The sequence below is a fragment of the Pseudomonas sp. LBUM1679 genome (assembly GCF_059695565.1).
Genome location: NZ_CP166774.1, coordinates 3,021,000 through 3,035,263 on the forward strand (window position 1 = coordinate 3,021,000; position 14,264 = coordinate 3,035,263).

Here is a 14,264-nt window from a genome sequence, read left to right on the forward strand (position 1 = left end):
CAAATTCTGGCAAAGGGGATAACTTTGTCCTTATATGCAGGGGTACGGATGCCTGAGGCCGGCCCCCTCGGAGAAAGGGGGCCAGTGCAACACATCACTCACGCACGTTCTGGTACAGCATCAACCGCGAAGTCTCATGCATACCCCGAGTCAACTCCACCAAACGCTTGAACTCGTCAGGATTTTTCTCTGCCACGTTGTCCAGCGGCGTCTTTGAAGCCAGGTCGTGGAGCGTCGGCGAGCTGCCGTCGTGTTCCATCTGCACCATATAGTGCTGGGTGACGCCGGCAATTAACGGGAAGGTGCCTTCGCGCAATACCAGCGGCACGACTCGTTCACCCTCGGGGGCGGGCTGCTGGATGTCACGGCCCATGCCGCTGTTGCGGAACTCGAGGCCGGCCATGCCTGCGACGGTGGGCAGCAAGTCCACCAGGCCGACGGCTTCCTTGACGTTACGCGTGCCGAGCAGGCCCGGCGCGTGGATGATCATCGGTACCGCGTTGCTTTCCAGGCCCAGTTGCTCGTAGGCCGGGGCCAGGAACGGGATCTGGGCGATGCGGGTGTTGTGGTCGCCAAACAGCACGAAAATGGTGTTGTCGTACCAGCCGCCGGCCTTGGCGATTTCCATCAGGCGACCGATGTTGAAGTCCAGCAGGCGTACGGCGTTGTACTGATCGACACTGCGCGATCCTGCGGCCTGTACTTCCTCCAGGGTAGGGTGCTTGACCTCGAAGCCGTCATTGGTCTTGGGAATGGTGAAGGGGCGGTGGTTGCCGGCCGTCTGCACGTAGGCGAAGAACGGTTTGTCCTTGGGCAGCGCTTGCAGGATCTGGTCGGTTTCCTTGAACAGGTCCAGATCGGAGATTCCCCAGACATCCACCACCGGGGACTTCCAGTCGCGCTCTTCGAACAGGCGAACGCCGTCGATGCTCTGCCGGATCAAGGCATTCATGTTGGCCCAGCCGGAGTTACCGCCGATGGTGTAGAGCTTCTCGTAGCCGGTGAAGGCGTTGATCAGGGTGTGCTGTTTGGTGATCAGCGGATTACGGGTCGCGGTTTCCTGTCGAGTGACGTCAGGCACCCCGCTGATACTGGCCCAGACGGTTTTCGCGGTCCCAGTCACCGGCACATAGAAGTGCTCGAAGAACCAGCTCTGGGTGGCCAGGCGATCAAGATTGGGCGTCGGATTGATCGGATTGCCGTAGGCGCCGACGGCGCTGGTACCCAGCGACTCAAGCATGACGAACATCACGTTCGGTGGTCGATTGCCCGGTACTTTGTAAGGTTGTGGCGCCTGGTGACGGACGAAATCAAGGCGTTGCGGATCAGGTTGTGCGACCCCCAGGTACTTGGCCATGACGGGGTAGTGTTCGCGCACCTGTGCTTCGTCGTAGCGCGACTGGCCGACCTTGACCGTGTCGTAAAGGAAAATCACCGGGTTCAGGCCCAGTGCGGCGACCTGGTTGTTACCCGAGAAGAACGCATCGCTCCAGCGCAACGGCACCGGGTTTTCCAGGTTCATGTTCTCGACACGGCCCAGAATGCCCAGCAACACCACCACCACTATCACTGCGCTGCCCCAGGTAACGGAGAGCGGGTGAATGACTTTGCGCGGGCGGTCCAGGGTCACGCGTTCCAGGCGCACCAGGGCCAGGGTCACCAGGGCGACGGTCGCCAGCCAACCCAGTGAAATCCAGATCACCGGGTAGGTCTGCCAGACCATGTCCCGGGAGATTTGCGCATCCTCGATAAAACGCAGCACGGTGGCGTTGATTCTGACGCCCAGGTACGCGTAATGACCGAAATCGATGATGTAGATCAGCAGCATGACGCTGAGGATCGCGGCCAGGTACACCCGGGTGATGCGGCGCAGCAGGCGGCTGGTGGTGAGGTTCCAGCGCGGGATCCAGGCCAGCAGCGCCACTGGCAACATCACCAGGATGGCCAGGCGCAGGTCGAAACGAAAGCCGATGCCCAGGGTTTCCGGCACGGCCGGTTCAGCGCTCAACGCGTTGGCGTCAAAACCGGAAAAGCCGAAGAAGAACACCACCCGCAGCAGTACAAACAGCACAAACGCAATGGCTATTGCACCCAGCCAGTAATGTAAACGTCTCGATTGCAGCCAACCCATCCATGTTCCCCTAAAAAATGTCGTGAATCTAATTTCGAACTGAGCCGCGCAGCGTGTTCAGCCAGCGAAAGGTCCAGCGCATGGCCAACACCAGCAGAGCCAGGCAGCAATACAGGCCCAGCAGTGGATCGACCAGGTAATCCCAATAATTGTGCGAGGGCTTGATGCCGGCGATGAACGCCAGGGTCGCGCCGGCCAACATCACCACCGCCAGGTAGTTGCGCAGGTAAAACAGGCTCAACGTCAGCAGTGCGACGAACACCAGCATCGGGCGCGGGCTGAAGCCGAACCGATAGGGGTCCAGGTCACTCAAGCCCAGGGTGGCCGGGTACAGCGCCAGGGCCATCACGGCAAAGAGGACCAATACCCCGGTTTGACCGTGCTGCGCGGGCGGCAGGAAGTCCATTCGACGCAAGCAACCCCAGATCATGAACACCAGGGTCGTGACCGCAAGGTCATCGATGTGGCTGCGCAAATAGGCGGCCAGGGTCAAGCCGTCCATCGGGATGAAGCTGACGGCCAGCAGGGCGAACAACAGTGCGACACGCCAGGCCTTGCTCAAGCCAAAAGACGGCAGCAGCAGGAAGAGGATCATTGCGAAGCTGATATGGGCTTGCCAGAGGTTGATCATTGGACACGCTCCGACAGCCAGGCATCGTTGAAAGTCACGTGCTTGATGAATGTGTTGTTCCAGGAATACACCAGGTGATACAGACCATCGGGACTGCGGATGAAGTAGGGGTATTCATATTCGAATTCGCAGCCCTGGCTTTTGCAGACGCGGGTGTCGAGGTTGCTCAGGAACTGGGCTTCCAGCGGTTGGCGGAGTGCGCCACTGGAACCGCGAAATTCCTGGCCGATGATTTCCTTGTAGGCCTCGGGTGAAAACGGCGCACCCATTGGGTCAGGCGATTTGTCCAGGTCCCGAAGCGAGCGCCAATCGTCCATCTCTGCGTCGGTACCGTACAGGCTCAGCTTGAAGCGCCCCTCCTGCAGGTCATTGAGCGCTACCAGCAACCCGTGTTCGGGGGTCGCGACTGCCGCCAACGAGGAATTCGGATTCGATGGATCGAGCGGGTAGGGTTCGCTCCAGGTTTGCCCGGCATCTTCAGTGCGGGTCGCCAGCACCCGGTGGTGGACGTTGCCGGCGTAGCGCAGCAAGGCCACACCGCGCTGCCCGTCCAGTGGAACCACCGTGGGTTGCAGGGAGTTATTGCCGTGGCTGATGCGGTATTTATCGATCACATCGCCGTCCGCACTCAAATACAGGTACTCGGCAAACTTGCCGAGAAACTCGTGATAGACCGGCAGGCCGATCGAGCCGTCGGCATGAAACACCGGTGCCGAGCGGACCAGGGTGCTGATGTTCAGGAAGGGTGAAGTGATCAACTGGCGCGGTTCGGACCATTGGCGACCAAAGTCGTCCGAGACCATCACATTGACCGCACTGCCGGCCCAGCCGCCCATGGACACGGACACGTAGAACAGCCAGAGGCGATTGTCCGGCGCGAGTGCGACCACCGGATTGCCCAGCTTTCGAATATATTTGCGGGTGCCCTGTTGGGTCGAGTCACGCGTCGCGAGCACCTGTTCCGCACCCCACTCGCCGGTGTTGGCGTCGAAGCGGGCAGAGCGCACCTGCACGTCGGAGGCGCCTTCGCGAGTGCCGGCGAACCAGACCGCCATCAGGCTGCCGTCAGGCAAGGCGGTGACCGCCGAGGAATGCACGAAGTCCACCAGCCCGGACGAGGCGAACCGGCTGGTGTAGATGGGCTTGGCCACTTGATCGGCCACCGCCATGACCGGTTTCATCAGGGCAAAGGACGAATGTACAGGGGCCGGGTGGCTGAACCATGCGCCCGCAAACAGGCAGGCAAGGGCAAGGTAGGCACCGAAGGCGGGAAGACTGGGAAGATTGATGCGCATAATTAAGGGAGAAGAGCATCTCATGGCCCGAGCGAGCGCCGTAACCTATCACTAGTAGTCGACAGCTCGGTGTTTAACGAGTCGTTGAATTGTAAGAAAATGTTTGTAGGATCTTTTTCGACCGAAACCGGTAAGTGCGGCACCTTGTAGCGCCAGTGTTTTCGGCGTTTAACCGGTGTTTGACCGTCAGTCTGAAACACCGTTTACGCAGGCAAACATTCCCGGGTTTCGTCCGTTTCTTGCCGCTGCTGCCTCATTTGGCCGTTCCCGGGTCTCGTTCATTGTTCTTCGCCAGCGCCTGGCGTTTTTCCCTGCTCAGGAACAGGCTCAACAGCACCGAGGCCAGGATGATGCCGGCGACCAGCGCCAGCGACCATTGGATCGGCACATGAAACCACGGCATGACCAACATCTTGCCGCCAATGAATACCAACACGATGGCCAGCCCGTATTTGAGCAGATGGAAACGCTCCGCCATATCGGCGAGCAGGAAATACAGGGCGCGCAAGCCCATGATCGCAAAGATGTTGGAGGTGAACACGATGAAGGGGTCGGTGGTGACGGCGAGGATCGCCGGGATGCTGTCGACCGCAAATATCAGGTCGCTGGCCTCGATCAGGACCATCACCAGAAACATTGGCGTCGCCCAGCGCACGCCGTCAAGCCGCACGAAGAACCGCTCGCCATGAAAGCCGTCGGTCACGCGCAAATGACGTCGCAGCCAGCGCAGTAACGGGTTCCTCGCCAGATCGGGCTGCCGGTCGGCGAAGATCAGCATCTTGATCCCGGTGATCATCAGGAACGCGCCGAAGACATAGAGCAGCCAGGCGAATTGCGACACCAGCCAGACCCCGGCGAAAATCATCAGGGTGCGCATCACGATGGCGCCCAGCACGCCATACAGCAGGACTCGGCGCTGCAGTTCCGGCGGCACCGCGAAGTACCCGAAGATCATGACGAAGACGAACATGTTGTCGATCGACAGCGATTGCTCGATCAGGTAGCCCGTGAGGAATTCAAGGGTTTTGCGCTGGGCGACCTGCGCGCCGAAGGTGTCGTTCAGGTACCACCAGAGCAGGGCGGCGAAAGCCAGCGCCAGGCCGCTCCAGGCGATGACCCAGGACAGCGCCTCGCGGACGGACACGCGATGGGCCTTGCGTCCGCCGAACACGAAAAGGTCCAGCGCCAGCATGCAGATGATGAAGGCGATGAAGCCGGCCCACATCCAGGGTTCGCCGATGTTGATGGGGGACATGCGATTGTTCCCGAACTGATCGAGGCAGGTGCAGGTCATGCTATCGATCAGGTTGCATCAGGAAAAATCGTTTATTTTTGACTGACCCTTCGTTTTTTTCGAAGTGTTGTTGGCCGCCGCGACTGGCCCGTCGTGGCACGTCATGCCCCCTGCATAGGGTCTATTCCCATCCCGGGCCCCTGGACAAGCAGACAGTCGTACTCAAATCCGCGCCAGCGCCTGGGCCAGGTCCGCCCGCAGGTCTTCGACATCCTCGACCCCCACCGACAGACGCACCAGCGCATCGCCGATGCCAAGCTGCGCACGGGTCTCGGCAGGAATGGTGGCGTGGGTCATGATCGCCGGATGTTCGATCAGGCTTTCCACCCCGCCCAGGCTCTCGGCCAGAGCGAAGATTTGCACGCCCTCGAGGAAGCGTCTGGCACCGGCCAGGTCGCTGTTCAGGTCGAGGGAAATCATCCCGCCGAAACCGCGCATCTGCTGCCGCGCCAGTTCGTGCTGCGGGTGCGAAGGCAGCCCCGGATAATAGACGCGCGCCACCTGGGGCTGCCGTTCCAGCCATTGCGCCAGTTCCAGTGCGTTGCTGCAGTGGCGCTCCATGCGCAGTGCCAGGGTTTTCACCCCGCGCAGGGTCAGAAACGCATCGAACGGCCCGGCGATAGCACCCACCGCGTTCTGCAGGAAACCCAGGCGCTCGGCCAGCTCGGCGTTCTGACCGACCACGGCGATGCCTCCGATCACGTCGGAGTGGCCGTTCAGGTATTTGGTGGTCGAGTGCAGCACGATGTCGAAGCCCAGTTCCAGCGGGCGCTGTATCCACGGGCTGGCGAAGGTGTTGTCGGCCACACAGATGATGTCGCGGTCACGGCAGATGCGCGCGATGGCCGCCAGGTCAGTGAGGCTCAGCAGGGGATTGCTCGGGGTCTCGACCATGACCATGCGCGTGTCATCCTGCAGCGACGCTTCGAAGGCCGTCAGGTCTGAGAGGTCGACGAAGCTGAAACGATGCCCGGCGCTGCGCCGACGCACCTTGTCGAACAGGCGGAAAGTGCCGCCGTACAGGTCATTGCCGGAAACGATGTGCGCGCCGGTGTCGAGCAGTTCCAGCACCGTAGAAATCGTCGCCAGCCCGGAGGCGAAGGCGAAGGCCTGGGTGCCGCCTTCAAGGTCCGCGACGCAGCGCTCCAGGGCAAAGCGCGTCGGATTGTGCGAGCGCCCGTAGTCGAAGCCCTTGTGCACGCCGGGGCTCTGTTGCAAGTAGGTGGAGTTGGCGTAGATCGGCGGCATCAGCGCCCCGGTGGTCGGGTCCGGCACCTGCCCGGCGTGGATCACGCGGGTGGCGAAGGCGCGGGTTGCAGCGTGTTCATCGTGTTGACTCATGTCAGGGCTCTCCGTAAGTGATTGAGCAGGTCGACCCGGGTAATCAGGCCATGGAAGCCCGACGCGTCGGCGATGATCGCCACCAGCCCGCGGTCAAGCTCAGCCTGCAGTTCGGCCAGACTGGCGCCGGGCGGCAGGGTTTGCACCTTGTCCGTCATCGCGCTGGCCACGCTCATGCGAAAGTGCGATGGATCTTCCTGCAGGCCCAGCAGAATATCGGACTCGTCGATCACGCCGACCAGCCGCTGGCCGTTCACCAGCACCGGCAGTTGCGACACATCCGCCAGGCGCATGCGCTGGAAAGCGGTGAGCAGGGTGTCGTCCGGGCCGACGCTGATCACCCGGCCATCCTCGAAGCGCCGCGCGATCAGGTCGCGCAGATCGTCGTAGTGTTTGTACTGCAGCAGGCCCTGATCGTTCATCCACTGGTCGTTGTAGACCTTCGACAGGTAGCGCGTGCCGGTGTCGCAAACGAAGCTGACCACGCGCTTGGGCTCGGTTTGCTCGCGGCAGTAACGCAGCGCCGCGGCCAGCAGGGTGCCGGTCGAAGAGCCGCCGAGAATGCCTTCGGCGCGCAGCAACTGGCGGGCGTGATCGAAGCTTTCTTCGTCGCTGATCGAATAGGCCTTGCGCACACTGGACAGGTCGGCAATCGAGGGAATGAAGTCTTCACCGATGCCTTCCACCGCCCATGAGCCGGGCGTGCCAAGGGTGCCGCTGCGGCTGTACTCGGCCATGACCGAGCCGACCGGGTCGGCCAGCACCATCTCCAGGTTCGGCTGCACGCGGCTGAAGAATCGGGTCAATCCGGTCAGTGTGCCGGCGGAGCCGACGCCGACGACGATGGCATCCACATCATGTTGAGTCTGCGCCCAGATCTCCGGCGCGGTGCTGCACTCGTGGGCCAGCGGGTTGGCCGGGTTGTTGAACTGATCGGCGAAGAAGGCATCGGGGATATCCTGCGCCAGCCGTGCGGCAACGTCCTGGTAGTACTCGGGATGGCCCTTGCCGACATCGGAGCGAGTGATGTGCACCTCGGCCCCCATGGCCTTGAGGTGCAGGACCTTCTCGGTGGACATCTTGTCCGGCACCACCAGCACCACCCGGTAGCCCTTGGCGCGGCCGACCAGGGCCAGACCCAGGCCGGTGTTACCGGCGGTGGCTTCGACTATGGTTCCGCCCGGTTGCAGACGGCCATCGCGTTCGGCGGCATCGATCATCGCCAGCCCGATGCGATCCTTGATCGAACCGCCGGGGTTCTGTGATTCAAGCTTGAGAAACAGGGTGCACGGGCCGGTATCGAAGCGGCTGATACGCACCAGCGGCGTATTGCCAATCAGTTCGAGCACGGCGGGGCGGGAGTCGTTCGGCATGTTGTCACCTCGCTGCAAAAATCTGCACTGGATGGGACAGCAACCCGCGGCGAGTTCTCGCGCGCCGGTCGCAAGCAAATGCGTCGTTTGGAACATAGGCCGGGATTGCCCCACTCGCAACCGCCCACGACCAATTGGTAGCGTCGTTATCGAATTCACGGTTCCTGCCGTTAGTCAGCCATAGCCAAGTAACCGGCAAGCGCCGACTACCCTGAGGCAAAGGCCAGCTTCCAGGAGGCACCATGAACAAGGGCGATCGATATCCGCGAAGGCGACAGTCTGAACGAAGTCGCGTTCAAGGCGCTCATTTGCGCCGCCGTGGCGCTCAATGATTCGAAGCGATCAGCGGGTCTAATTGACAACTGAACTCACTGGCGCACCATGCTTCAATTTTGGCTTTTGTATCATTGGCCAAGTGTCCTGTCCAAATATGGCGAGACGGTCCTTTCAAGCGGTATAACACTTGAAAGCACAGATGGCGTCTAAAACGCTTGAGCTTATCAGCGTTGCTCGCGTCAGTTTCATAGCAGCTCCAGAGTAAGCTGATCAGCGCTTCAATCTCCTCATTGACAACGAAACCGGCAATTACTATTTCAGAAATCAGGTAGGCTGCATCGTGTGAGCCACATCCCACTTGGCCTTGTTCGAAATCTATTACCGCAATGCGTCCATCCCCGCAAATGATAATGTTTCGAGTGTTCAAGTCTCCGTGTAAAAGGGTCGCTTGCAATGTCAGATGTTCGTTTAGAAAATCGTTGGCTGCCTCAAAGTTTTTCTTGAGTAGAAACTCAAATGTTTTTTGGTACTGAAGCGTCGCTTTGTAACGTTTGAAAGCATCACTGCTGGCACTTATAGAGAGAATATTCGGATTCTCCAGAGCGTGTAAGGACCTTAGCCATGCCAAAACGTATGAGACCTGTTCAACCGCGTAATGAAATGTCCCTTTACTCACCACGTACTCATATAAATTAGCCCCTTTGGCTCCCTCCATTGCAATTGCTTTATTGTCAGGGTCCATAGCCAACAATCGAGGAACATACACTTTTTCGCTGTCTACTTTTTGAGCATGCTCATGGAGGTCAACAGCAACGTTGTACCGTTGTAGAGCAGTGGTTGGCAGCGGAGGGAATCCTTGGGTTTTAGCCTCATCTGCAAACGATTTTATATAAAAATGCTCCTCTGCTCTGATCACGCGATACACGTCGTTGAATAAACCTCCCTCAACCACAGATGCAATATCATTACGGGTCAGCTCAAGAGCATCGTATAGTTTTTGGTGGCGAGGGATCATTTCTATAACCTTGGCTTTTTTTTATCCTCTGATGATACGCTTTTTACCTGGGAGAACATGCGTTATGAGTGGGTCCAAACTGCTTGCTGCCGAAAGTCTGGAGGGGGCGGAGTCGGAGTGCTAGTCGGGGTTGCTGTAGTTCATGATTTGCAGCAATCGCAAGAGCCGAACCGACCTGTAGGAGCCGGCTTGCTGGCGAAGGCGTCCGTGAGTACGCCTTCGCCAGCAAGCCGGCTCCTACAAAAAAGCGATTTTCGGGGTTAAAACGTGGGGGTGTATTTCACGCTGAACATGACATTGCGCGGCTCACCAAAGTTGTTGTTGCCATTGAGCTGGTCGTACCCCGCGGTGTAGTAGTGCTTGTCGAACAGGTTGTTGGCGTTCAGCGCCAGGCCGATCTCCGGGGTGAGTTGATAGCCCAGGCGAGCATTCCAAACGGTGTAGCCCGGCACCTCAAAGGTGCGTTCGTAACCCAGGGTGTGGCTTTGGGTGGTGAAGCCCAGGCCAGTGCTGACACGGCTCCAGTCGCCGCTGAACTGATAGTCGCTCCAGACCCGCAGCATGTGTTTCGGCGTCCACTGGCTGAAGACCCTGCCTTCGTTTTCCGGATCTTCGAGGTATTTGGTGGTGTTGTAGGTGTAGCCGGCGAACAGTTGCAGGCCGCTGAGCACTTCGCCGCTGATTTCGGCCTCGATCCCCTGGCTGCGAACCTTCCCGGAGGCCGTCGAGCAGTACCAGCCGTCGCAGGCGAAACCCGAGGCGACGTCGTTGACCGCACGGTTTTCCTGGTCGTAGCGGAACACCGCCAGGGACGTATTGACCCGGCCCTCCAGCAGCTCGCCCTTGAGACCGATTTCGTAGTTGCTGCCGATCACCGGCTTGAGCACCGAGCCGCTCGTGGTGCGTGCGGTCTGTGGTTCGAACACGTCGGTGTAGCTGGCGTAGACCGCCCATTCGCGGTTCAGGTCGTAGACGATGCCGGCGTAGGGCGTGACTTCCCCGGTTTCGTTGGTGGTGCTTGGCAAGTCGTCGATAGCGACGTCGCTGAACGCAACCTGGGTCGCCGACTTGTAGCTGTAGTCATACCAACTGACCCGGGCGCCGAGCACCAGGGTCAGCGGCTCGATCGGCTTGACCCGCCAGCTGCCGTACAGGCCTTTTTGCCGGATGTCGTATTTGCTCGGGGTCGCACGGCCACCGGGGGTATTGAGCAAACCGTCGTAGCTGATTTCAGGCCGGTCATGATCAATGCCGAAGATTGTGTCGCTGCTGTTGTTGAAGGTCCGCGCAAAACGGTCGTCCGAGGTGTACTTGGAGTAGTTGCCGCCCAGCATGACCTCCTGCTGCATCGACAAGGCTTCAAAGCGCCCGACGAGGTTCATGTCCAGGCCGACCTTGGTGGCGTCGAAGTCCGACACGAAGTCGGCGTATTGCACGCCGCTGCCATCGGCGTTGAGGCCGTCGCCGGAGGTTTGCAGCCGTTGATTTTTCGCCTGGTTGTCTTCGGTCATGCGCACCGCGCCGACCTTGAATGCCCAGTCGTCGTTGAAACGGTGCTCCAGATCGGTGTAGATCGTGGTGACATCGATGTCCGAATGGTTCCAGCGCGCACCGGTGTAGGTCGAACGCGACACGTCGACCGGGCTGCCGTCGGCGTAGCGGGGCAGGCCGCGGATCATCGGTCGCGACTCGCCGTCGGAGTGGCTGACGGCCAGGCCCAGGGTGGTGTCTTCGCGCAGATCGAAGTCCAGCGCGCCGTACAGCGAGTGGGTCTTGCTCCATTCGTAGTCGGTGAAGGATTGGCTCTGGTCTTCGTCGGCGACGAAGCGGCCACGCACGGTGCCGGTCTGGTTCAGCGGTCCGCCGGCGTCCAGTTGCAGGCCATAATGATCCCAGGATCCGGCCTTGCCGGTGAGGGTCACGGTCGGTGCGTACTGGCCGCGTTTGCGCACCAGATTGATCGCGCCGCCAGGGCTGCCGGTGCCCTGCAGCAACCCCGAGGCGCCGCGCAGCACTTCCATGCGATCGAAGAAAATCAGGTCCTGGGTGGCCCAGTTGCCCAGCGCGTAGGTGTTGCGTGGGATCGGCACGCCGTCGTACTGCCAGTCATCGATCTGGAAGCCGCGCGAGGTCAGGATCATGCCTTTGCCCACGCCCTGGACGCCGACCAGCCCGGTGGTCTGGTTGGCTGCGTCCTTGAGGTCTGTAAGGCCCTGGTCGTCCATTTGCTTGCGGGTCATCACCGTGACCGACTGCGGAATTTCCTTGAGCGTGTGGGTGCCCTTGCCGATGGTCACCGCCCGTGCGGCGTAGGAGCCTGATCCTTCGGTGGTGGCATCGACACTGCGTTCGACGATGCTGGTGACACCCAGTTGCAGCGTAGCGTTGCTGTCCGTGGCCGGTTCGACGCTGAAGTTGCCTTGCTCGGTGACGCGCAACTGCAGGCCGCTGCCCGTCAGTGCCTTTTGCATCGCCTCAGCGGCGGGCATCCGGCCGATCACCGCCGGCGCCTGTTTACCCTGAACCAGTGAAGGCTCCAGTGAAACGATATGTCCGCTTTGGCTGGCGATCGCATTCAGCGTACTGGCGAGGGGGCCGGCCGGCAGGTTGAAGGACAGGTCTTGGGCCTGTGCCAGGGCAGGGCTGGCCAGGGTTGCCAGGGCAACGGCGATGCAAAGGGGGTGGGGCCACGGGTTGAACACAGCATTCTCCTGAGGGTGTGGAAGTGTCAGGAGATAGGTGGGACGAGAAATGAAAACCGGACACGAATGAGAGTGATTTTCAAAAGAAATTTATCTGCACGACTATTTCGCCCGAATCAGCGTCAACCAGGGGCTGTAGCGATCGACCCGTATCGGCAGGGTTTCAGCCAGCGCGGTGAAGGTTCGGTCGGGGTCGTCGAGCGGGAATACACCCTGGACGCGCAGGTGGCGAACCTCGGGCGCGACGCGTACAAATCCGCGGCTGTACGGGCGCAGTGCCTCGACAACCTGCTCCAGCGGTTCGTCCAGCACATTCAGCCGTCCGCTGAGCCAGTCGGCGCGATGGCGCTGGTCGCCGACAACGGGGGTAATGTGTCGGGCTTTCATCAGGGCTGACTGACCTTCTTGCAGATCCAGCGTGGTGCCGTCGATCAACCGGGCCTGGACCGAATGCTGCAGCACGACCACACGACTGGCGTCCTGCTCCTGAGCCACCAGGAAACGCGTGCCCAGTGCGCGTATTTCACCCTCGGCGGTGCGCACCCGCAGTGGACGCCGGGGATCGGCCGCCACCTGAATCATCAGTTCACCGTGACGCAGAATCACCAGCCGTTGCTGCTCGTCGAATTGCAAGTCCACCGCGCTGTCGGCGTTCAGGCTCAGGCGGCTGCCGTCGGCCAGCGTGAAATCCTGACGCTGGCCGCGCCCGGTGTGCAGGTCCGCCAGCAGCGAGTCACCCAACGGGCTGCGCGCGCCCAGCCACAAGCCGCCGCCGAGCAGGCCCAGGCCGGCGATCACACGCAATGCGTCGCGTCGCGAGCCATGGGGCTGCAACAGCAGTTGGCGCGCTTCGCCGGCCTGCCCGGGCACGCGTCGATCCAGGGCGCGCACCGTGTTGAAGGAGCCACCGAGTCGCTCCTGCAATTTCGCCCAGGCCTGGGCATGCGCAGGGTCCATCGCCAACCAGGCGTTGAACCGCGCCTGCAACGCCGCGGCCGGCTTGCCGGCGCGCAGGCGCACCATCCAGTCAATGGCTTGTTCGCTGACGGGGTCCAGGTGGGGTCTGCTCATGGCGCCATTTCGCTCAGGTAGCACTGGCGCAGTGCCTGTTTCATGTAACGGCTCACCGTGCGTTCCGATAACCCGAGCTTTTGCGCAATAGCCACATAGCTCAGCCCGTCCAGTTGGCTGTAGAGAAAGGTCGCCTTGACCACCAGCGGCAAGCCGTCGATCGCCCGGTCGATGGCGACAAGCGCTTCAATCAGCTGCAACTGTTCTTCGGGGGAGGGCGCCAGCGCTTCGGGTACGGTGGACAGGCGCTCCAGGTAGGCCAACTCCAGCTTGCGCCGCCGATGCCGATCGAAGATCAGCCGGCGGGCGATGGTCGACAGGTAGGCGCGAGGTTGTTCGATGCTGTCGGGGTCGACGCGGGCTGTCAGCATCTGGCAAAACGTATCGGCGGCCGTGTCCTCGGCGTCCGCGTGGTTGCGCAGGCGTCGCTGGATATGCTGCAGCAGCCAGCGATGATGGTCGCTGAAAAAGAAGCCCAGCTTGCTGGTCGGAGGAGATTGCACCGGTGGCTTTCCAGATGTGAGTGTGAATCGTTCTCAATCTTACCTGTGAGAGGATCATCACTGCAATCGCCGGGTTTGCCAACGCCCCGGCGGGTGGTTCGTCTGAAAAGAACAAAAAGCTGCGGCCGCGATCGCGGCGTATGAGACAACTTCAAATATTGAGCTAATGTCTAGTTGTTCCCCTCGCCAGTCGCGGCCCAATCAGCTCGTCCCTGACGTAGCTGGCGAGGTGGACGCCTACTGAATACCTCGCTAGTTACCATCCGCCACCTTGCGTTCTATCTCGGCAATTTTTTTCCTGAGCTCCTCGGCGTCCTGCTCCTTGGTTCGAGTGGAAGAGGGCGTAATGCTTTCATCCACCCCTTTGGTGTCGCTGTCTCTGTCCTCAATATCTCGTTCTACCACATTGACCGGCTTGCCGGACGAATCAGTGGGCGGGGCGTTCGACGTTGCTTGGGGTTCGACGTCGTTGTCGCGGTCATCGTTGTTCATCGCGCTTACCTCGGTTGGCCTACACATTGGATACAGCACCCAGGGCCGAGTTCGAGATTTTTTGCCGCCGTCTTTACACCTCTTGTCGGCCCTCATGAACCTATGTCGCAGGCGATAGCTCCATTCAAAAAATAACGCTC

Annotated in this window: 11 protein-coding genes; all 11 read right to left on the bottom strand. The window is 60.6% G+C overall.

Features of this window, described 5'->3' with window-relative positions:
- Nucleotides 1–94: 94 nt before the first annotated feature.
- Entirely contained in the window at nucleotides 95–2,131 is a 2,037-nt protein-coding gene (locus ACA062_RS13870; RefSeq protein WP_497456884.1) for an LTA synthase family protein, read from the bottom strand.
- 28 nt (nucleotides 2,132–2,159) lie between these two features.
- Entirely contained in the window at nucleotides 2,160–2,762 is a 603-nt protein-coding gene (locus tag ACA062_RS13875; RefSeq protein WP_497456885.1) for a hypothetical protein, read from the bottom strand.
- Nucleotides 2,759–4,057, bottom strand: a complete 1,299-nt coding sequence (locus tag ACA062_RS13880) for a sialidase family protein (RefSeq protein ID WP_497456886.1) — start codon at nucleotides 4,055–4,057, stop codon at nucleotides 2,759–2,761. Before ACA062_RS13880 ends, ACA062_RS13875 begins: the two co-directional genes overlap by 4 nt.
- Before the next feature lie 253 nt (nucleotides 4,058–4,310).
- Complete coding sequence (locus ACA062_RS13885) at nucleotides 4,311–5,312, bottom strand: TerC family protein (protein WP_497456887.1); 1,002 nt, start codon at nucleotides 5,310–5,312, stop codon at nucleotides 4,311–4,313.
- Nucleotides 5,313–5,513: 201 nt separating this feature from the next.
- Nucleotides 5,514–6,692, bottom strand: coding sequence for a trans-sulfuration enzyme family protein (locus ACA062_RS13890; RefSeq protein WP_497456888.1), 1,179 nt, complete (start codon nucleotides 6,690–6,692; stop codon nucleotides 5,514–5,516).
- Nucleotides 6,689–8,065 (bottom strand): pyridoxal-phosphate dependent enzyme, encoded by a 1,377-nt coding sequence (locus ACA062_RS13895; protein ID WP_497456889.1) that lies wholly within the window; start codon nucleotides 8,063–8,065, stop codon nucleotides 6,689–6,691. Before ACA062_RS13895 ends, ACA062_RS13890 begins: the two co-directional genes overlap by 4 nt.
- 325 nt (nucleotides 8,066–8,390) lie before the next feature.
- Entirely contained in the window at nucleotides 8,391–9,356 is a 966-nt protein-coding gene (locus ACA062_RS13900) for a phosphotransferase (RefSeq protein WP_497456890.1), read from the bottom strand.
- A 260-nt stretch (nucleotides 9,357–9,616) separates the two neighbouring features.
- The gene (locus tag ACA062_RS13905) at nucleotides 9,617–12,058 is read right to left on the bottom strand and encodes a TonB-dependent siderophore receptor (RefSeq protein ID WP_497456891.1); all 2,442 of its coding nucleotides are present in this window, start codon (nucleotides 12,056–12,058) and stop codon (nucleotides 9,617–9,619) included.
- 102 nt (nucleotides 12,059–12,160) lie between these two features.
- A complete protein-coding gene (locus tag ACA062_RS13910) occupies nucleotides 12,161–13,129 on the bottom strand; it encodes a FecR domain-containing protein (protein ID WP_497456892.1) in 969 nt (322 codons plus the stop codon).
- Nucleotides 13,126–13,632 carry a sigma-70 family RNA polymerase sigma factor gene (locus ACA062_RS13915; protein WP_128869840.1) on the bottom strand — a complete coding sequence of 169 codons (507 nt, stop codon included), beginning with the start codon at nucleotides 13,630–13,632 and terminating at the stop codon, nucleotides 13,126–13,128. The genes ACA062_RS13910 and ACA062_RS13915 overlap by 4 nt, the downstream gene beginning before the upstream one ends.
- A gap of 252 nt (nucleotides 13,633–13,884) precedes the next feature.
- The gene (locus ACA062_RS13920) at nucleotides 13,885–14,124 is read right to left on the bottom strand and encodes a hypothetical protein (protein WP_497456893.1); all 240 of its coding nucleotides are present in this window, start codon (nucleotides 14,122–14,124) and stop codon (nucleotides 13,885–13,887) included.
- Nucleotides 14,125–14,264: the final 140 nt, after the last annotated feature.